Here is a 19,380-nt window from a genome sequence, read left to right as displayed (position 1 = left end):
GCCTAAGCTCAGGGATACATCCGCGTCTTGGACCATGGCTGGCCGGCCGCGTCACGGCGAAATTCGATGCGGTCGTGCAGGCGGAATGGGCGGTCGTGCCAGAACTCGATGCGAACAGGCGTGATGCGCCAGCCGCTCCAGCCCGGCGGCCGCGGCACTTCGCCGATGACGTATCTGGCCGCGACTTTTGCGATCGCCTGTTCGAAGGCGAAGCGGCTCTCCAGCGCCTCGGACTGCTTGCTGGCCCAGGCGCCGATCTGCGCCTGCTTCGGCCGCGTCGCGAAATAGGCGTCGGCTTCGGCGTCGGTCACCGGCGTCACGTTGCCGCGGATGCGGACCTGACGGCGCAGCGACTTCCAGTGAAAAAGTAAAGCGGCCTTAGGGTTTGCGGCGAGTTCGCGGCCCTTCTGGCTGGCGATGTGGCTGTAGAAGACGAAACCCTCGGCATCGAAGCCCTTCATCAGCACCATGCGCACGTCAGGCAGCCCGTCGGGATCGACGGTCGCGAGCGCCATCGCGTTCGGATCGTTCGGCTCGCTTTTGATCGCCTCGTTGAGCCAGGCCTCGAACAGCGCAAAGGGCTCGTCGGCGGCGGTGAAATCACCGGATGTTAAGGGTGTCTGGTGTTTCATCGAGGTCGTGTCGGTCATGTCCGGAGTCCGAGTTGCGTCCCGCGGCCCAAAACGCGCTGTTGTCCGCTCCCACCCTATATAGGGCATGGGGACGCGTTGGCCTATCGGCGATCCATCGATCGGGCCTTGTCGTGACGATCATCCTGATCGGGCTTGGCGCGGGCGGCTGCAGCTTTTCCCGCAATGACAAGACCGCCTATGCCAAGGCCGACGATAGCGACCTCACCGGTTCGATCGCGCGGAAGGATGCCCCGCCGACCGAGACCGATCTCGCTTTCGCGCGCAACGCCGCCTCCGACGTCCTCAGCAAGGGCGACAAGGATTCGAGCCAGCACTGGGAGAATCCGGAGACCGGGGCGCGCGGCTCGGTGACGCCGATCGCGCAGTCTTATGCCGCCGAGGACGGCCGCAAGTGCCGCGATTTCCTGGCGAGCTACGTCAACGGCAGCACCGAAAGCTGGCTCCAGGGCGCCGGCTGCCAAAGCAGCCATGGCCGTTGGGAGATTCATACGCTAAAGCCATGGCGGAGCTGAGCAGGATCCTGACCCGGAAGGGCGGTTCTCAAAGAGTGTGAACCGGTTTTCCGATAAGATCGTGCTCGAATCGAAGCGGTCCGCTTCACCCGACTAGTTGCAAAAATGCCACTCCGCCCCCACATGGATGACAGCTGGGGTGGGGAGCCCTTTGAACAATTTCGAATTCTTGAAGGAGACGTGACGGATGCGCGACCCCTATGAGGTCTTGGGGGTGCCGCGGAGCGCCAACGCTGCCGCGATCAAGAGCGCCTATCGCAAGCTTGCCAAGAAGCACCATCCCGACAGCAACAAAGGCGATCCCAAGGCCGCTGAGCGCTTTGCCGAGATCAACTCGGCCAACGAGATCCTCGGCGATGAGGACAAGCGCAAGCAGTTCGACCGTGGCGAGATCGACGCCGACGGCAAGCCGCGCTTCCAGGGCTTTCCGGGCGGCGGAGGTCCGCGTGGCCGCGCAGGTCCCGGCGGGTTCGAGAGCTACACGTTCCGGAGCGGTGGTGCGGGTGGCGGTCCGGGCGGGGGTGCGTTCGAGGACATCCTCAACAGCATGTTCGGCGGCGGGACGCGTGGCGCGCGGCCCGGGGCCGGCGGCGGCGCCCAGTTCGAGTTCGACACCGGCGGGATCGGGCTCGATCTCGACGTCAATGTCGCCATGAGCGTCTCGCTGGAAGAAGCGGTCAAGGGCGGTGAGAAGCGGGTCCGGCTGCCGAATGGCAAGGAGCTCAACGTCAAGATTCCGGCTGGCGTCACCGAGGGCCAGCAGATCCGGCTGCGCGGCCAGGGCGAGACCGCACAGGGCCACCCGCCCGGCGACCTCCTGCTCACCATCAACATCGCGCCGCATCCTTACTTCAAGGTCGAGGGCGCGGACCTGCGAATCGATCTGCCGGTCACGCTGTATGAGGCGGTGCTCGGCGGCAAGGTCCGCGTGCCCACCCTCGGCAATGCCGTGGAGCTGTCGGTCCCGAAAAACACCTCCAGCGGCCGGACCTTCCGCCTCAAGGGCAAAGGCCTGCCGAAGGCCGGCGGAACCGGGGATCTCTTCGTCACCATCAGGATTATGCTACCGGATGGGAACGACGCCGAGCTTGAGGCATTGATGGAGAAGTGGCGCGACCAACATCCGTACAATCCGCGTAGCGGGCTCGGCTAGGGCATGATTCGGAAAAGTGCGTAGCGGTTTTCCGAAAAAATCATGCCCATGAATTAGGGCGCTATCCGAGACCGTGTCGACGATCGGAGCATTCTCTTCCCCACAGGATGATGCTCAACATACGCCCGAAGCGCGGGCCGCGCTTCGACGCTGACGTCTGAGACGTGTCGGCTGTCCGGCGGGGCAGCCGATAAAAAGGTGCGGCCTCGAGAGGGGGACCAGCGCGGTACCAAAAACCCCAATCGAGGCCGCCCGCGTCGATCGGCGGATCGAACGCCGCTCATAATCGCGTGATCACCCGGTGCGATAATGAGACGCACGCATGTCTTGATTCGAAATTTTCAATGTCGGAATCTGGGCACCGCGTTTCGCGCGGTTGTTTAGCCGCCGCTTTTCTCTGCCTGGTCGTAAACGGCTTGCGCCACCTTGTTCAGCCGGTCGCGGTCGGCGCCGACGCCGCTGACGACGTAGCCGACGCCGCGCTCGGCCCAGAACAGTGCCCCGTCCTTGTCCGTCTTGGCGTAGCGCATCTGCGTTGCACCATTTTCGGTCTTGGCGCTGTAGATCGTGTAGCGTTCGCCCGAGGCGCCCTCATACATCAGGAACGAGGCCGGCCCGTTCGGCCCCGGCAGGAGCCGGCCGCCGACGAGCTTCAGCCCGCTCGCCTCCAGGTTCGGCGCGAACACCGTCCAGCCGCAGCGCCTGGTCAGCCAGGCCTGAAGGTGGTCGCGCTCGTTGCCCCCGACCTCGACCGGATGCCGGACCTCGACGACATAGAGGCGATGGGCGTCGAGCGCGTCCGCCGTGAAGCTCTGGAAGGTCGAGGGGGCGTTGGCGGCGCCGTGCGCGAGCCAGCCGGCGGAGCCGCCGGCGACGAAAGCCACCAGCACAGCCGCCGCGGCGCCATACAGCCATTGCCGCGGCCGGCGCTCCAGGCGCTCGAGCTCCAGCCGCGCCGGCACCGGCTCCAGGGCGACGGCGTCGTAGCGGGCGTGCAGCATCTCGGCCATGGCGCGCCAGGACTGCACGCGCTCGGCGTCTTCTGGGTAGGCGGCGAGCCAGGCCTCGACATCGGCGCGGCGCTCGGCCGGCAATTCGCCGTCGACATAGGCGTGCAGTTCGTCCTCGGTCACTGGGATATTGCGGTCGTTCATATCGATCGTCTCTGGCTCTGCGGCCCAAAATGTTCTTGGTGACTCAACTTGGCTCGCCTCATCGACAGGCGGGACAAAACGCGATGCATCAACCCTGCCATCATTTCACCCGCCTGAGCGCCGGGCGCTCGCCCTCCAGCGAGGCTTTGACGTGGGCTCTCGCTCGTGCGAGGCGCGACATCACGGTGCCGATCGGCACGCCCTGGATGTCGGCGACTTCGCGGTAGCTCATGCCCTCCAGCATCACCAGGAGCAGCACCGAGCGTTGCTCCTCGACCAGCGTCGCCAGCGCCTTCTCGATGTCGCGCCCTTCGGCTTCGGTCCCGCTGGCATCCGGGTTGTTCTCCGTCAGTTGCATGAATTGCGGACGCCTTGCCAGCGAGCGCCGCCGGTTCTTGTTGAGGTTGGTCAGGATTGTGTAGAGCCAGCTCCTGACATCGCCTCCGAGAAACAGGCGCTCCGAACGCAGCGCCCGCACCAAGGTGTCCTGCACCAGATCGTCGGCCGCATCCGCATCGCGCGTCAGCGCGCGGGCGTAGCGGCGCAACGCCGGGATCATGGCTTCCACACTCTGGCGAAACGCACTCATTACCGTCTTGTCGTCCCTCATATCAGGCGCGAGCGCCTCGATCATCATAACACCCGAATGGAACGGCTATTCCGGCGCTCGAAACAGCGTTAACGCCGCGTATTAGGGCTGTACCGCAGGGGAGGGCTGGTGTACCTCCAGACCTCAACCCGCTCGATGGGACGTGAAGAAATGGCGCAGAATTCAGGTCTGATGCAAGGCAAGCGCGGAGTGATCCTCGGCGTCGCCAACAACCGCTCGATCGCCTGGGGCATTGCCAAGGCATGCCACGCCGCCGGCGCCGAGCTCGCCTTCACCTATCAGGGCGATGCGCTGAAGAAGCGTGTCGAGCCGCTCGCCGCCGAGATCGGCGGCCTCGTGCTCGGCCATTGCGATGTCACCGACGCTGCGACCATCGACGCCGTCTTCGCGGTGCTGAAGGAGAAGTGGGGCAAGATCGACTTCCTGGTGCATGCGATCGCCTATGGCGAGCAGCTCGACGGCCGCTATGTCGACACCACGCAGGAGAATTTCTCGAAGTCGATGCTGATCTCCTGCTATTCGTTCACGGCCGTGGCGCAGCGCGCCGAGAAGCTGATGACGGACGGCGGCTCGCTGATCACGCTCTCCTATTACGGCGCCGAGAAGTGGATGCCGCACTACAACGTGATGGGCGTGGCCAAGGCGGCGCTGGAAGCCAGCGTGCGCTATCTCGCCGCCGATCTCGGCGAGAAGAACATCCGCGTCAACGCGATCTCGGCAGGTCCGATCAAGACGCTCGCCGCGTCCGGCATCGGCGACTTCCGCTATATCCTGAAATGGAATGAGTACAACGCGCCGATGCGGCGCAACGTGTCGACCGAGGACGTCGGCGGCAGCGCGCTGTATTTCCTCTCCGATCTCTCGCGCGGCGTCACCGGCGAGGTGCATCACGTCGATTCCGGCTATCACGTGCTCGGCATGAAGCGCCCGGACGCGCCGGATATTTCGCTCGGTGGCAAGGACTGATCTTTAGCTGCAATGCCCGTGCCCACGATCTATTTCCTTCGCCACGGCGAGACCGAGTGGAATGCGCTCGGCCGGCTCCAGGGCACCAAGGACGTCCCGCTCAATGCGCGCGGCCGCGGCCAGGCCGTGCACGCCGCCGGCGTGCTGGCGGATCTGCTCGAGCGTGACGGCAAGGACCGCGCGGCGCTGCCCTACGTGTCGAGCCCGCTCGGCCGGGCCCGCCAGACTATGGAACTTGCGCGCGCCAAGCTCGAACTGCCGCCTGCCGACTATTCGCTCGACGATCGCCTGCGCGAGATCGGCTATGGCAGCTGGGAAGGGCTGACGCTCGCCGAGAGCGAGGCGGCCGACCCGGAGGTCTATGCAAGGCGCTTCGCCGACAAATGGACGGTGGCCCCGAGCGGCGGCGAGACCTATGCCGCGGTGCAGCTGCGCATGCTCGACTGGTACGAGTCCATCCTCGTCGACACCGTCGCGGTTGCCCATGGCGGCACCTGCCGGGCCCTGATGGTGGCCTTGGGGCTGGAGACTCCCACGAGCGCCGCCGAGCTCTATATCGAGCAGGGCGCCGTCTACGTGTTCCGCGACGGGCGGCTGGAGAAGTTTAGTTAAGAGCGCTCCCGTCCTCCGCCGTCATGCCCGGGCTTGTCCCGGGCATCCACGGACTTTTGCGCTTCCGGCCCCCAAGAACGTGGATGGCCGGGACAAGCCCGGCCATGACGCCTGTGGGGACCATTTGACCCCCCATTCAGATCGCGTTACGTCACGTTGACATTCACCATAGGCGTTGCAAGTCAACGCTAGGCGGCAGTTCGGCATGTCCTTCAACACCTTCGGCCACATGTTCCGCGTCACCACCTTTGGCGAGAGCCACGGGGTGGCGATCGGCTGCGTGGTCGACGGCTGCCCGCCGATGATCCCGCTCACTGAGGCCGATATCCAAAAGGATCTCGACCGCCGCCGGCCCGGCCAGTCGCGCTTCACCACCCAGCGCCAGGAGCCGGACCAGGTCAAAATCCTGTCCGGCGTGATGGCGCATCCGGAGACCGGCGTGCAGGTCACGACGGGCACCCCGATCGGGCTGCTGATCGAGAACACCGACCAGCGCTCGAAGGACTATTCCGAGATCAAGGACAAGTTTCGCCCCGGTCATGCCGACTTCACCTATGAGGCGAAATACGGCCTGCGCGATTATCGCGGCGGCGGCCGTTCCTCGGCACGCGAGACCGCGATGCGCGTTGCCGCCGGCGCCATCGCGCGAAAGGTGCTGCCCGACGTGAAGGTGCGCGGCGCGCTGGTGCAGATCGGCCCGCACAAGATCGACCGCGAGAAGTGGGACTGGGACGAGATCGCGAAGAATCCGTTCTTCTGTCCCGACAAGGACAAGGCCGCCTTCTTCGAGACCTATCTCGACGGCATCCGCAAGAGCGGCTCCTCGATCGGCGCGGTGCTGGAGATCGTCGCCGAGGGCGTACCCGCAGGCCTTGGCGCGCCGATCTACGCAAAACTCGATTCCGATCTCGCGGGCGCAATGATGACCATCAACGCCGTGAAGGGCGTCGAGATCGGCGCCGGCTTCGGCGCCGCCGAACTCACCGGCGAAGAGAACGCCGACGAGATGCGCACCGGCAATGACGGCACGCGCTTCCTCTCCAACCATGCCGGCGGCGTTCTGGGCGGCATCTCGACTGGACAGCCGATCGTGGTGCGTTTCGCGGTGAAGCCGACCTCGTCGATCCTTCAGCCGCGTCTCACCGTCGATCGCAAGGGCGCCGACACCGAGATTTTTACGAAGGGCCGCCACGATCCCTGCGTCGGCATCCGCGCCGTCCCCGTCGGCGAGGCCATGATGGCTTGCGTGCTGGCCGACCACTTCTTGCGCGATCGCGGGCAGGTCGGACGCTAGCGCAAAGGTCCTCATCTCGCGGTACCAGCCCACCGCGTAGCTTGACGTCCACACAACTTCATCCGCTAATGCGGTCATGCAAAGCTCCGAGCTCCAGCGCATCACCAACTGGCTGATCGACGGCGCGCGGTCGTCGGGGACCCCGGCCGAGATGATCGCCGAGGTCTGCGAGCATCTGGTCGAGGCCGGCCTGCCGCTGTGGCGGTTCGGCATCTTCATCCGCACGCTGCATCCGGAGATCTTCGGCCGCAACTTCATCTGGCGGCAGGGCGAGGAGGTCGAGATCGGCACCGTCGATTTCGAGATCCTGGAGACGCCCGAATTCGCCAAAAGCCCGCTCCGGATCGTTTTCGAGCAGGGGCTAGAGGTGCGGGGACGCATCGGCGATCCCGACAACGAGCGGTTTCCGTTTCTCGACGACATGCGGGCCGAAGGGGCGACCGACTATATCGCGGTGCCGATGCCGTTTCTCGACGGCTCGGTGCATGCGACGAGCTGGGTGACGCGGCATCCCGGTGGCTTCAGCGACGACCACGTCGCGGCAATCCGCTCCATCGTGACGCCGCTCGCGCGCGTCGCCGAGATCATCAGCCTGCGCCGCACCGCCGAGATGCTGCTCGACACCTATGTCGGTAATCGCGCCGGCGCGCGCATCCTCGGCGGCCAGATCCGCCGCGGCCACAACGACACCATGCAGGCCGCAATCTGGCTCTCCGATCTGCGCGGCTTCACCGCGCTGTCGGACCGGCTACCGGCCGAGACCGTGGTCGAGATCCTCAACCAGTATTTCGACTGCCAGGTCACCGCGATCCGCGGCCACGGCGGCGAGGTGCTGAAATTCATGGGCGACGGCCTGCTCGCGGTGTTCCCGATCGACGAATATGTCGGCGATGCCCCGTATGTGTGCTCTCGCGTGCTCGAGGCTGCGCGCGAATCCCGCGCCAGCGTCGAGGCGCTCGCCTTTCCGGTCGGCGACGTCGTCGAGCGTTTCCGCTTCGGCGTCGCGCTCCACGTCGGCAACATCCTCTACGGCAACATTGGCGGCGGCAACCGCCTCGACTTCACCTGCATCGGCCCCGCCGTCAATCTCGCCGCGCGGCTGGAGAAGATCGCCGGCCGGCTCGGCCGCACCGTCGTCGCCTCGGAAGGCTTTGCCAATGTCTGCCGCCACGACTGGCGCGCGCTCGGCGATTTTCCGATCGCGGGGTTTTCGAAAGCGCAGCGCGTCTACGGGCTCGGCGAGGAGACGCCGGTGGTGATGGCCTAAGGGCGTCTTTCCAGGAGCGATGTCTGCTCCCCGAGGTCGAGCAGACCGGCCGGTCCCGACACATTGCCGCAACAATGGAAAAGGTATAGTGTTCGTCATTGCTCAGCCGGCTCGATAGTCCGGCCTTTCGTTCGATCCCTGCATTGCGTCGCGAAAAGGGGAGCATAATTATGCCGATTACGACGCTGAAGGTTTTTGCGAGCCTCATCCAATTGCATGGGCCTGGCGCAACCATTCAGAGCGACCATCAGGGTATCGACGCATTGCTGAACGATTTGCGAGGACAGCGTGCGGAGCAGGGCGTCGTCTCCGACGACCCCGTGGCGACCCAGGCTGCTTTCAGGCGAGGCGCTTTTGCTAAGGGCGCCAACGCAGGCGCCTTCCGCAGGGGGGCAACCGCTCCGGGTGTCGGGGCGTTCCGCCGAGGCGGATTCGTTCGAGGGTACTAGACAAACTTCTTCCAGCTCGTTTCGGTGTCGGCATGTCGGCTGACGGTTCAGATTGTGTCGCTTTCCAGGATCAGCCGATCACGCAATTGCTGGTCAAGGTCGCAACGAGATGTAACATCGACTGCTCCTATTGTTACTGGTTTCGCGACGCGTCCGTTTACACCAAGCCGAAGCTGATGAGCCCTGACGTGCAGCATCGTCTGCTGCAGCGCATCGAGGAGCACGTTGTCAGATTCTCGCTCGCCGATTTCCCCGTCATTCTGCACGGCGGCGAGCCGTTGCTGTGGGGCGTCGAGAATTTCCACGGCTTTGCCGAGGCCTGCGAGGCGATTTCATCGCGGACCGGATGCGGCATACCGATCGCGGTCACGACCAATGGTGTGTTGATCGATGATGAATGGCTGGCCTGCTTCGAGGCCCGCAACATTTCGGTTGCGATCAGCGTGGACGGACCGGCACATATTCACGACCTTCATCGCAGGACGTTTCAGGGGACGGGCACCCATGCCGCCGTGGAACGTGCCGTTCGCATGCTGGTGTCGCGCAACATCGGCGTCATTGCGCTGGCCGTCTGCAATCCCGCTTACGCGCCGCAGCAATACGCCGATTTTTTCGCCGCCTGCGGAATCTCCAACTACGACATAATGATTCCCGATGCGACGGTGGATGAGAGTCCGCCATCCATTGCCGCTTTCTACAAGGGGCTGTTCGACCTGTGGCTGGAGGCAAATCGCTCGACGCCGACGACCGATATCCGCATCATCTCGGACATGATCACCGCCCTGCTTGGCAACGATTCACCGACCGAGGGCGTAGGCCACAAGCCCGTCGAGCTTTGCACCGTGATGACCGACGGCACCGTGGAGGCCCACGATGTGCTGCGGATCGCAGGCGACGGCTTCACCAGCACCGGCTTCAACATCTTCGATCACGCGATCGATGAGGTCAGGAATGAGCCGCGCTGGAAAGCCGCCCGCGATGCCTCAATCAATCTTTGTGCGAAGTGTCGCCAATGCAAGTTCATGAACGCCTGCGGGGGAGGCTATCTTCCGCATCGCTTCTCCAAGAAAAACGGCTACGACAATCCGTCCGTCTATTGCGACGATCTCTATTCGATGTTTGAGAACATGCAATCCGTATTGGAGAGCCATCTCTATGTCAGCAAGCCGGACGGTGAGCGTGTCAACGTGCGCGACACGCTGGCAGGCGCCTAAAGCATGATCCGGAAAAGTGCGAAGCGGTTTTCCAGAAAGATCATGCGTAAACAACAACCTAAAGCGCGATGACGATTCATCCAAATCCCATCGCGCTTTAATGGACGTTGCTGAGGGCGTTCAGACCGACGATCGCGCCGGTCGGCTGAGCAGAGAGCGACAGTCACCACTCTTGGCTGCTGCGCGCCTCAGTCCGTCCGCTCCAGATTGTCGCGCACGCGCCATTGCAATGCATCGATGTCGATCTGATGCACGCTGCCGCTGCCGGCGAGGTCGAGCGCGTGCGCCGCGGCGGCGCCCATCGCCATGCAGGGGCCCATCACCCGAACGCTGGAGAGTGCGGCCTTGTCGGCATCGATGCAGCGGCCGGCCGCGACGATGTTGTCGGCTTCCTGCGGCGCCAGGCTGCCGAACGGCACATAGTGGACGTGGTCCTTGTCGAAGACGTGCCAGTGATGGCCGGAGCCGTGGTCGTGCAGTTCGATCGGCCACGCCGTACGGCCGATCGCGTCTTCGAATTTGGTGCCGGCGCGGACGTCATCGACCGACAATTGCTGGCGGCCGACGATCCAGCGCGTCTGGCGGATCCCGGGAAAGCCATACGCGCGGATGCGCGCCTTGCCGAAGCAGGCGGGGAATTCGTTCCTGAGGAAAGCGAAGGCGCGGTCGGCCTGGTCCTTGCCTTCGATGCCCTTGCGGCTCGCCTCCAGCGGCTCCAGCGGCGTTTCGACATGGGTCATGTTCATGGCGGCAACGCCGCGCCCGGGAATGACGAAGGACAGGCCCTCGCGCCGCAACAGGCCGTAGTCGCCGGCCTTCTCTCGCATGCGCGCCGGCAATTCCTCTCGGCTCGGCACCTTGCTCTCGTCGATATTCTCCACGATCAGCATTTGCGTGCCGTAGATCGGGCCGTCGTCCGGCTCGCGGCAGGCAAAACCCGCCTGCCACACCAGCGCGGCGTCGCCGGAGGCGTCGACGAAGCCGTTTGCCTCGACCTCGACGTCGCCGTAGCGGGTGGAGAGATCGATCCCGGTCACGCGCCGGCCGGCGACGTGGACGTTGCGCATGACGGCGCCGACGATCACCGTCACGCCGGCCGCAAGCATCGCCTTCTCGACCCAGCGTCCGAGCGCGACCTCGTCGTAATAGACGACGGTGGTGTGCGGCCCGCGGCGGTAGAACAGTGCGTTCTCCTGCGCACCGAGGTCGCCCAGCAGATCGTCGGCGATACCGTGGGTGAACTGGTAGCCGTCGCTGCCGTTCGAGAACAGGCCGCAGAATGTGCCGATGATGGAGTTGACCGCCTGGCCGCCGAGCGCGGGCAGGCTATCGACCAGCACCACCTTGCGTCCGGCGCGCGCGCCCTCGATCGCCGCAGACATGCCGGCCGCACCGGAGCCGACCACGCAGATGTCTGCGACCACCCGCGACGGCTTCTGGTTTGCGGCACGCCGGACGATTTTGGTGCCCGCGGTGACTTCGCTCGTGCTCATGGGGCGCTCCGTGTTCTTGTTGTCGTTGCCATCAGTCATTTCGGCGCCGTCGGCCGGTCCGGGACGAAGGATTTGTCGATGATCTTCTCGGCGTCGATATCGGGTTCGATCATCTTCTGGCGCTTGAACCAGGCAATCTGACGGGCGATGTCGGCGCTGTCGAGCGCGGGATCGACGACCGAGAGCCCGATGCGGAGCTGCTCGACCTTCTGCTCTGTGTATTTGGAGATGATCGTGAGCATCGCGTCACCTTCCTCGCTGCGGACGAACTTGCCGTCCGCATCGCGTTTCAACAGCACGCGCGCATAGTCGTCGGCGCCGCGGCGATAGGCGGCCAGCACCTTCTCGACCAGCTTGCGGTTCTTCTCGATCGTCGCCGTCGAAGCCACCACGCAGCCGAGCATCCAGGGCGTCTCGTCGCCGACGAAGCCGAGAATGATCGCGTCGCCGGAGGCGACCACCGGGCTGATCGTGGTCGTGGCGGTAAGCGCCGCGTCGAGCTGGCCGCCCTTGATGGCAGCGGCGACATTCGGCAACGATTGGAGCGGAACGACGCGGACGGATGTCACTTCGAATTTCAGCCTGTCGGCGATCTGGCCGAGCGAATAATGGAAAGTCGAGCCGACTTGCGTGATGCCGACGGAATGGCCGGGCAAGTCCTTCAGCGCCTTCAGGCCCGAATCGTACGCGCGCTTGGAGGCGACGTAAGCCGTATTCTGGAAGCCGGGTGCCTCGCGCGCCGTGCCGGCAATCACCTTCAGTCCGCCCTTGCCCGCGAGGTTGTAGAAAGCGGCCGTGAAGCCGGTGAAACCGATATCGATATCGCCGGAGACGCTGGCCACCGCGATCGGCACGGCGGCGTCGAAGAACTTTAGATCGGCCTCGATCCCTTCTTGCTCGAAATAGCCGCGCTCCTTGGCGAGGAACAGCGGGGCGGCCGAGGAGAGCTTCAACAGCCCGATGCGGACCCGTTCGGCCGCTTGCGCCATGCTGCTAGCGAGGAAGGTGATCGCCGCCAGCGTCAGAACCAGTCGGCCTCTTGTCACGAAGCTTCTTCTTGATATGCCCACTTCCGTCGTTTCCCGCCCTGCTTATTGACCGGCCTGCGCCGGTTTTGCGGCATTGTCGGCGATCTCTGGCCGGATTGCAAAGTCGGATTTTCGAAAGCGCAGCGCGTCTCGGCGAGGAGACGCCGGTGGTGATGGCGTGAGCGTGCGGATACGCAGCGGCGCTAATCAGCGCGAACATATGATTGCTTCAGCCCAAGCGTCAGGATCGTCAAGGTGATCCACAGCCGCAGCATGGCGAAGCTGAAGATGAAGCAGAAATAGATCAGGTTCTTGGTGAACTGGGTCGCCGACGAGGTCTGCCAGAAATTCCAGATCGCGCTCCGCACCGCTTCCTGTCCGTAGGCCAGCGCGACGTTGACAAGGCCGAGCACGATCACCGCAGCGCCGAGCCACAGCCCGCGCCGCGCGAATTCACCGATCGCGGGAAATATTGCGATTTTGCCGTCGTCGCGCTCGGCGCGGACGATCATGAGCAGCACGAGTGCGGCGATCCAGGCGCTCCAGAAGCGTCCGGGATGCGTGAACTGGTCGAACGCCATGCCATCGAGGCCTGCCATCAGATGAAGGGCGGCCCCATAGCCGGCTGCTGCGCTGCCGAGCGCCGCGACGATCATCACGAGCGCGATCCGCCACAGAATCGAGAAAGAGAGACTGAGTTGCTCCCCGAAGGTCAATTCGCCGAGCGAGGACTGGCCGCCGGCCGCCTCGATCGATTGTTGCGCTGTCGCGAAGAAGGCGAGCAGCACCGAGATGTCGGCAACGATGATCGCGGGCAGCGCTACGGCGCCGCCGCCGAACGCGATCACGCGCATCGCCGCCGCGAGGATCAGCCATGGAAGTGCATGTAGCAGCTTGAACGGGCCGAATGAGGTCTCGTGGCGTGCCGGCTTGAGCTCGAGCTGTTTGCGAAGTGCGACTGACATCGCATCGTCGTGACACAGGAGATTAAACCCGCGGTCACACGGATCGATAAAATTGAGGCGAACGGGGCCAGGCGGCGCCTTATTCCTCCGGCTCCGTGGTGAACAGCAGCGGATAGCCCTTGGCGCGGCCGGCGTCGGTGGCACGCGTCGCCTTGGTCTCGGCGACGTCCTTGGTGAACACGGCGACCACGCAGGCGCCGAGCTTGTGGGCGGTGATCATCACCTTGTAGGCCTGATCCTCTGTCATGCGGAATTCGGCCTTCAGCACCATGGTGACGAATTCGCGCGGCGTGTAGTCGTCGTTGATCAGGATGACCTTGTGCAGCTTCGGCCGCTCGACCTTGGTCTTGGTTCTGGTTTTCGGCTTGGTAACGGTGTCGTTCATTCCGCCTCCCCGGACAGGCCGGGCTCGGGTTCCAGCCGGAGCGATCAGCTCGCGGCCTTCGCACCATATTGCAGGACCTGCACCTTCTCCAAGGTGATCAGGCCGCTCGACATCATGCCATCCAGGATGGGCAGGAATGCATTGATGTTGTCCTCACTGTCGACGATCTCGATCAGGAGCGGCAGGTCCTCCGACAGCCGCAGGATCTTCGAGGTGTGCAGCCGGCTCGACTTGCCGAACCCCATCGGGCCGCGCAGCACGGTGGCGCCGGCAAGGTGCCGCTCGCGCGCCGTGGTCACGATCGCTTCATAAAGCGGCTTGCCATCATAATGGTCGCTCTCGCCGATGAAGATACGGAGCGAAACAGCCTGATTGGGAATCTGCATGGTCAGCTCCTTTTCAAGCGATTATAGCGGCTCGCCATCATATGGCCGAGCCAAACCGACACCAGCCAGCAGACGACCGACGCGGCGATATAGGCCAGCGCCGTATACTTCATGCCGCCATGGAACAGGCGGAAGGTTTCCAGGCTGAAGGTGGAGAAGGTGGTGTAGCCGCCGCAGAAGCCGGTCATGACGAACTGCCGATGCTCGGGCCGCGCCAGCACGCGGCCATCAGGGCCGGTCAGCGCCGCATAGAAGCCGATGATCAGCGAGCCTGTGGCATTGATGAACAGCGTCGCGGTGGGGAAGCCGGGCCCGGTATCGAGCGCGAGCCCAACCAGGTAGCGCGTCAGCCCGCCAATGATGCTGCCGGCGGCTACCCAGGCATAGAGCATTGCAGTGCGCCAGCGCTCGGCGGAGGAGGGGGATTTCATCCGCGTCTAGCCTCCAAGACTGTCCGCAAGGAGGAAGCCGCAACTGACGGCGGCGAGGCACAGCCCGACCGAGAACACCACGTTGCCGAGCGCGTGCATCGGCTCGCCGTTGCGCGCGAGCGTCAGCGTCTGCAGGCTGAACGAGGACACCGTGGTGTAGCAGCCGAGGAAGCCGGTCACCGCGAACAGCCAGGGATTGGGCGCCGCGAAGATCGAGCCGGGGTGCGTCGCCAGCGCGCCAAAAATGCCGATCAGGAAGGCGCCGGTGACGTTGATGGTCATGGTGCCCCACGGAAACGTCTCGCTCAGCCGCCGGGCGATCGCGCCGGAGACGAAATAGCGCGCGCAGCCGCCGAGCACGCTGCCGATCACGATCGCGATCACCCCGCTCAGCATCACTTGTCCTCCGCGACGAGGCCGTTGCCCACAGTGAGCAGCCCCACGAGCGCCACCAGCGCGAAGCCGAGTCCGGCGAGGAACGTGCCCGCCGGGCCATAGGCGTCCCACAGCGCGCCGGCGATCACGCTTGCGGCCAGCAGGGCAAGCCCCGTGAACAGGTTGAAATAGCCGAAGGCAGTGCCGCGCAGGCTCGACGGCGCAGCGTCGGCGACCTGGGCCGAGAGCAGGCCTTGCGTCAGTCCCATATGCAGCCCCCACAGCACGACGCCGAGCGCGAGGCCCGCAAGGCTCGGCAGCAGCGCGAGCGCGAGATCGGCGCCGGCGAGAAAAATGAGACCGAGCGCGAGCAGGCCGGTCCGGTTGATCCGGTCGGAGAGCACACCGGCCGGATAGGCCGACAGCGCGTAGGTGATGTTCATCAGCACCAGCACCGCGGGCAACCACATCGCATTGAGCCCGATGTTCTGCGCGCGCAGGATCAGGAAGGCCTCGCTGAAGCGCGCCAGCGTGAACACCACGCCGACCGCCACGACGCGCCAGTACACCGATCCGAGTTGCCGCATTGCCGCGAGGTTCAGCGGATTCGTCGCGGGCTCCCGGCCCGGGTCCGGCTCCGGCTCGTGGACCGCGAACGCGATCAGTCCGAAGGACAGGAAGGCCGGCAGCACGGCCATCCAGAACACGAGGCTAAAATTGTCCGCGGTCCACCACATCAGGCCGATCGCCGCGAGCGGCCCGACGAAGGCGCCGATGGTGTCGAGCGACTGCCGCAGGCCGAAGCTTGCGCCGCGCAGGCCCGCAGGCGCGATGTCGGCGATCAGCGCATCCCGCGGCGCACCGCGAATGCCCTTGCCGACCCGGTCGATGAAGCGCGCCGCGACCAGCCATCCGACGCTGGGGGCGAGCGGAAATAGCGGTTTCGTCATCGCGGCCAGCCCATAGCCGAGGGCCGCGAGCAGCTTGCGGCGGCCGAGCCAGTCGGATAGCGCGCCCGAAAAGATCTTGGTGATCGAGGCGGTCGCCTCCGCGACGCCCTCGATGAAGCCGACTGTGAGCGTGGAGGCACCGAGCACGGTGACGAGATAGACCGGCAGCAGCGCGTGGATCATCTCGGAGGAGACGTCCATCAGCATCGAGACGAAGCCGAGCACCCAGATCCCCCTGGGCAACGCGCTGCGCGCAGCATTCGGTGTCGTCGTCACGCCTTCTCCTTCGTCCGGCTTCAGGCAACAAAAAACCCGCCATCGGCGGGTTTGTCCATGCTCCCGCCAAAGGCGGAGGCTCAATGATTGCCCCACCTCAAGCAGGAGTCATCAGCCCATTACGGTCCAGGTACTGAGCCGCCGGGCGGTTGTCGGGGGACTCCATCCCCATCTGTGCGTCCAGCCTAGCATGGAAATCGCGCCGGACAAGTGGGCGGGGGGAGTAGCTCCACTAACACCGTCATTCCGGGGCGATGCGCAGCATCGAACCTGGAATCTCGAGATTCCCAGGCGCGCAAGGGGCGCGCCGGAGTTCTCGCTTCGCGAGCCCCGGAATGACTGTGCTTTGACTAGGCACGCGTTCCGATGACGCAAGCGCGGCAACACGGCGGCGGCTTTGCGCAAAGCGCGAAATTCCTAACTCGAATGTGAAGCGCAAGCGATCTTCGCGCTTTGCGCAAAGACGAATGCATGTCACCATCGCGTCATACGACGGGAGACTGCGATGCGCTTGCTGTTCTCGATCGGGGCTGTGCTGGTGGCCGGCATGTTCGCCGGAGGGGAGGTCGCGGGAATCGCGGCACCGGGACCCAAATTTGAGCCGTCCAGACATCAGCCGCAACGGCTGGCAGCCGACAAGGATGCACAGACGGTCGACGTCGAGCTGATCCTGGCGGTCGACGTCTCCTACTCCATGGACATGGACGAGCTTGCGGTGCAGCGCGAAGGTTATGCGCAGGCGATCCAGTCGAAGGAATTCCTCCAGGCACTGAAGCTCGGTCCGAACGGCCGGATCGCGGTGACCTATTTCGAATGGGCCGCCTCCAGCGACCAGAAGGTCATCATCCCCTGGCGGCTGGTCGACGGACCGGAGACCGCGGATGCGGTCGCGGCCGAGATCATGAAGACGCCGATCCGGCGCGCCTCGCGCACCTCGATCTCCGGCGCGATCAATTTCGCGATGCCGCTGTTCGAGGAGGACCCCTATCGCGGCCTGCGTCGCGTGATCGACATCTCGGGCGACGGTCCCAACAACAATGGCGGCCCCGTGACCGTGGCGCGCGACGCCGCGCTCGAGAAGGGCATCGTCATCAACGGCCTGCCGATCATGGTCAAGGAGCCGTCCTACTCGACGATGGATATCGACAATCTCGATTACTACTACGAGGACTGCGTCATCGGCGGTCCCGGCTCCTTCGTGATCTCGATCAAGGATCGCGAGAAGTTCAAGGAAGCGATCCGCACGAAACTCCTGATGGAGGTTGCGGGCCGCACGCCGGAGCGCCCCGTGATTCCCGTTGCCGACAAGGACAAGGAGCCGCGGGTCAATTGCATGATCGGCGAGAAGATCTGGTCCGACCGCTGGGGCCGCTGAGACGCGCGCGACCTGTCGAACGGGACCGTTTGCCTCACTCGCGCCGGGGTTGAACTTAACGGCTCGTTAACCAGCGCGTGGTCCTAATCCGATTGTTTCCAGCTGTTTCAGGATCATGTCCTGATACTGTGCGCCGACATGCGAACGAAAGCGTCTTTGTCAGGATCGTCCGCCGAGCAATCCAATGGCCGTCATCTCGTCTAGCACCAACCAGATCTCGCCCGCCAACGAGCGGATGTATCACCAGAGCAACCTGGTCGGTGACTGGAAAGGCAATTGGGCGGGCAACAATCAGGAAGTCGGCTTCAAGGTCGTGAACATCCGGGGAGCCCGAGCCCAGATCGAGTATACCCATAATGGGCATACAGAGCGCGGTTTCGGCGAGGTCAATGGTGCGACCATCACCTACGGCAACGTCACTGTCGGCACCAAGGATGGCAAGAATCTCGCGCTGGTGTTCTCCGCCGGCGGCGGCCAGGCGACCGCCACTCTCGCGAAGCAGGCGCCTCCCGGTTCCGACAACAATCTCATGGGAAGCTGGGGCGGCTATTCGGCCGACAATGGCAAGAGCGCAAGCTTTCGCGTCCTCGCCATCAACGGCCAGGAAGCCACGGTCAGCGTCACCACCGACGGCATCACCCGCCAAGGCACCGGCTACCTCTACAAGAACGTCATCATGTTCGGCCAGTCGCAGATCGCGACCGACGACGGCAAGAACGGCAAGATCATCTACCAAGTCGGCACCAAGTCCTTCATGGTCCCGGTGACGAAATATCCGCCGGCTGACGGCTCGTCCTCGGTGGACAAGACGGCCTAGCCGATTACGGCTGTTAGCCTGCGGATTGCGTTGGTTCCTCCGCAACGACGACTCTATCCAATCCGTCATCCTGAGGTGCGAGTGGCGCGATGCAACGCATCGCGCCGGGAGCCTCGAAGGATGCACGGCCCCGATCCTTCCGCGCGGCTACCAGCCGGGCCGTCGCCCTTCGAGGGCCGCTGAAAGAAGCGGCCACCTCAGGGTGACGGTGATAGAGTCGTCGGGGCCTGCGCGGCGCAACTACTTCGCAGCCAGCGGCGGCAGCGGCGGGACGCTGTCGTTCGGCGCTTCCGCCTGCATCGTGATCAGCGTCATCGAGACCAGGTCGTAATAGCCGATCAGGCCGATGATATCCATGATGCCGCGCTCGCCGAATTTCTGCTGGGCGGCGCGATAGACCGCGTCGGACACCTTCTTGTCGCGGTAGAGCGCCATCGCGAGATCATAGAGCGCGGCCTCGTCGTCCTTCATCGTCTGCGGCCGCATGCCGTTGGCGAGGTCCTTGGCGACCTGCGGATCGAGGCCGGCTTTCATCGCCAGCGGATAATGCGCAAACCATTCGTACTGGGCGGTCCATTGCCGTGCCGTGATCAGGATGGCGAATTCGCTGAGGCGCGCCGGCAGCGACGAATTCCAGCGCAGGTAGTCCGACATCGCCGAAAGCTTTGGCGCCAGCTCGGGGTTGCGGATATAGGCGCGGTAGGGCGGGTTGGTGAACTTGGCGTTGCGCGGCGGCACCGCGATCGCATCGGCCCATTCCTTCTGCGGCGGCGTGAGCTCGTCCGCTTTCAGCGGCGTGAAGCGGGTCGGCTCGGCTGCGCGGCCCGCGCCGGAGATCGTCATGGCGAGCAGCGCAACCAGCGCCAGGCCGGAATATTTCATCGTCATCCTCCCATGCCGGCGGACTCATGCCGCCTTGTTCGATCGCCAGCTTACGTTGCAGCCTGGCCCGTGCAAGGCCTCGGGCGCGCATGCTACACTGCGCGCAGGAGATTGCTTGCGATGGAGAGGGATC

At 64.5% G+C, this 19,380-nt stretch carries 21 protein-coding genes and 1 riboswitch; of the genes, 9 read left to right on the top strand and 12 right to left on the bottom strand.

Going from position 1 to position 19,380, the window contains the following annotated elements; translation table 11 throughout:
* Positions 1 to 8: 8 nt before the first annotated feature.
* Positions 9 to 650 (bottom strand): pyridoxamine 5'-phosphate oxidase, encoded by a 642-nt coding sequence (pdxH, locus tag BRAGE_RS0125910; RefSeq protein WP_027558290.1) that lies wholly within the window; start codon positions 648 to 650, stop codon positions 9 to 11.
* 113 nt (positions 651 to 763) lie between these two features.
* Between pdxH and BRAGE_RS0125905 the strand changes: the two genes are divergently transcribed.
* Positions 764 to 1,165, top strand: a complete 402-nt coding sequence (locus tag BRAGE_RS0125905; protein ID WP_027558291.1) for an RT0821/Lpp0805 family surface protein — start codon at positions 764 to 766, stop codon at positions 1,163 to 1,165.
* A gap of 187 nt (positions 1,166 to 1,352) precedes the next feature.
* A complete protein-coding gene (locus tag BRAGE_RS0125900; RefSeq protein ID WP_027558292.1) occupies positions 1,353 to 2,318 on the top strand; it encodes a DnaJ C-terminal domain-containing protein in 966 nt (321 codons plus the stop codon).
* Between the two features lie 380 nt (positions 2,319 to 2,698).
* Here BRAGE_RS0125900 and BRAGE_RS0125895 read toward each other — a convergent pair whose 3' ends face one another.
* On the bottom strand, positions 2,699 to 3,472 hold the full coding sequence (locus BRAGE_RS0125895; RefSeq protein WP_027558293.1) for an anti-sigma factor family protein: 774 nt from the start codon (positions 3,470 to 3,472) through the stop codon (positions 2,699 to 2,701).
* A gap of 100 nt (positions 3,473 to 3,572) precedes the next feature.
* The gene (locus BRAGE_RS0125890) at positions 3,573 to 4,061 is read right to left on the bottom strand and encodes a sigma-70 family RNA polymerase sigma factor (RefSeq protein ID WP_011085414.1); all 489 of its coding nucleotides are present in this window, start codon (positions 4,059 to 4,061) and stop codon (positions 3,573 to 3,575) included.
* A gap of 171 nt (positions 4,062 to 4,232) precedes the next feature.
* On the opposite strand from BRAGE_RS0125890, the gene fabI reads away from it, so the two are divergent.
* From fabI to BRAGE_RS0125860, 5 genes are all read left to right on the top strand, one after another.
* On the top strand, positions 4,233 to 5,048 hold the full coding sequence (fabI, locus tag BRAGE_RS0125885; RefSeq protein ID WP_027558294.1) for an enoyl-ACP reductase FabI: 816 nt from the start codon (positions 4,233 to 4,235) through the stop codon (positions 5,046 to 5,048).
* A gap of 12 nt (positions 5,049 to 5,060) precedes the next feature.
* A complete protein-coding gene (locus tag BRAGE_RS0125880) occupies positions 5,061 to 5,660 on the top strand; it encodes a histidine phosphatase family protein (protein ID WP_027558295.1) in 600 nt (199 codons plus the stop codon).
* Between the two features lie 205 nt (positions 5,661 to 5,865).
* Positions 5,866 to 6,954 (top strand): chorismate synthase, encoded by a 1,089-nt coding sequence (aroC, locus tag BRAGE_RS0125875; RefSeq protein ID WP_027558296.1) that lies wholly within the window; start codon positions 5,866 to 5,868, stop codon positions 6,952 to 6,954.
* A gap of 76 nt (positions 6,955 to 7,030) precedes the next feature.
* Positions 7,031 to 8,221 (top strand): adenylate/guanylate cyclase domain-containing protein, encoded by a 1,191-nt coding sequence (locus tag BRAGE_RS0125870; protein ID WP_027558297.1) that lies wholly within the window; start codon positions 7,031 to 7,033, stop codon positions 8,219 to 8,221.
* Positions 8,222 to 8,756: 535 nt separating this feature from the next.
* Positions 8,757 to 9,884, top strand: a complete 1,128-nt coding sequence (locus tag BRAGE_RS0125860; protein WP_231164295.1) for a radical SAM protein — start codon at positions 8,757 to 8,759, stop codon at positions 9,882 to 9,884.
* A gap of 188 nt (positions 9,885 to 10,072) precedes the next feature.
* Here the strand turns inward: BRAGE_RS0125860 and BRAGE_RS0125855 are convergent, their stop codons facing one another.
* The 8 genes from BRAGE_RS0125855 to BRAGE_RS0125820 form a co-directional block, all read right to left on the bottom strand.
* Entirely contained in the window at positions 10,073 to 11,377 is a 1,305-nt protein-coding gene (locus tag BRAGE_RS0125855) for an FAD-dependent oxidoreductase (protein WP_027558300.1), read from the bottom strand.
* A 35-nt stretch (positions 11,378 to 11,412) separates the two neighbouring features.
* Positions 11,413 to 12,423 (bottom strand): ABC transporter substrate-binding protein, encoded by a 1,011-nt coding sequence (locus BRAGE_RS0125850; protein WP_027558301.1) that lies wholly within the window; start codon positions 12,421 to 12,423, stop codon positions 11,413 to 11,415.
* A gap of 185 nt (positions 12,424 to 12,608) precedes the next feature.
* Positions 12,609 to 13,370 carry a hypothetical protein gene (locus BRAGE_RS0125845; RefSeq protein ID WP_027558302.1) on the bottom strand — a complete coding sequence of 254 codons (762 nt, stop codon included), beginning with the start codon at positions 13,368 to 13,370 and terminating at the stop codon, positions 12,609 to 12,611.
* Between the two features lie 79 nt (positions 13,371 to 13,449).
* Complete coding sequence (gene clpS, locus BRAGE_RS0125840) at positions 13,450 to 13,755, bottom strand: ATP-dependent Clp protease adapter ClpS (RefSeq protein ID WP_025034645.1); 306 nt, start codon at positions 13,753 to 13,755, stop codon at positions 13,450 to 13,452.
* 44 nt (positions 13,756 to 13,799) lie between these two features.
* A complete protein-coding gene (locus BRAGE_RS0125835) occupies positions 13,800 to 14,141 on the bottom strand; it encodes a DUF190 domain-containing protein (RefSeq protein WP_027558303.1) in 342 nt (113 codons plus the stop codon).
* 2 nt (positions 14,142 to 14,143) lie between these two features.
* Entirely contained in the window at positions 14,144 to 14,572 is a 429-nt protein-coding gene (gene crcB / locus BRAGE_RS0125830; protein WP_027558304.1) for a fluoride efflux transporter CrcB, read from the bottom strand.
* A 6-nt stretch (positions 14,573 to 14,578) separates the two neighbouring features.
* Positions 14,579 to 14,968: a fluoride efflux transporter CrcB gene (gene crcB, locus BRAGE_RS0125825; protein ID WP_027558305.1), complete on the bottom strand. Its 390-nt coding sequence runs from the start codon at positions 14,966 to 14,968 to the stop codon at positions 14,579 to 14,581.
* Entirely contained in the window at positions 14,968 to 16,173 is a 1,206-nt protein-coding gene (locus BRAGE_RS0125820; protein WP_027558306.1) for an MFS transporter, read from the bottom strand. The genes crcB (BRAGE_RS0125825) and BRAGE_RS0125820 overlap by 1 nt, the downstream gene beginning before the upstream one ends.
* A 95-nt stretch (positions 16,174 to 16,268) precedes the next feature.
* Positions 16,269 to 16,352: riboswitch (Fluoride riboswitch) on the bottom strand.
* A 326-nt stretch (positions 16,353 to 16,678) separates the two neighbouring features.
* Between BRAGE_RS0125820 and BRAGE_RS0125815 the strand changes: the two genes are divergently transcribed.
* Together BRAGE_RS0125815 and BRAGE_RS0125810 are read left to right on the top strand one after the other, a co-directional pair.
* Positions 16,679 to 17,548, top strand: coding sequence for a DUF1194 domain-containing protein (locus BRAGE_RS0125815; RefSeq protein ID WP_027558307.1), 870 nt, complete (start codon positions 16,679 to 16,681; stop codon positions 17,546 to 17,548).
* A 184-nt stretch (positions 17,549 to 17,732) separates the two neighbouring features.
* Positions 17,733 to 18,365 (top strand): hypothetical protein, encoded by a 633-nt coding sequence (locus BRAGE_RS0125810; protein WP_027558308.1) that lies wholly within the window; start codon positions 17,733 to 17,735, stop codon positions 18,363 to 18,365.
* A 240-nt stretch (positions 18,366 to 18,605) separates the two neighbouring features.
* Here BRAGE_RS0125810 and BRAGE_RS0125805 read toward each other — a convergent pair whose 3' ends face one another.
* Positions 18,606 to 19,247 carry a carboxymuconolactone decarboxylase family protein gene (locus BRAGE_RS0125805; protein WP_231164296.1) on the bottom strand — a complete coding sequence of 214 codons (642 nt, stop codon included), beginning with the start codon at positions 19,245 to 19,247 and terminating at the stop codon, positions 18,606 to 18,608.
* Between the last annotated feature and the right edge of the window lie 133 nt (positions 19,248 to 19,380).

The sequence above is a fragment of the Bradyrhizobium genosp. SA-4 str. CB756 genome (assembly GCF_000473125.1).
GTDB classification, from domain to species: Bacteria; Pseudomonadota; Alphaproteobacteria; order Rhizobiales; family Xanthobacteraceae; genus Bradyrhizobium; species Bradyrhizobium arachidis.
This window is presented reverse-complemented; position numbering and strand designations above follow the sequence as displayed.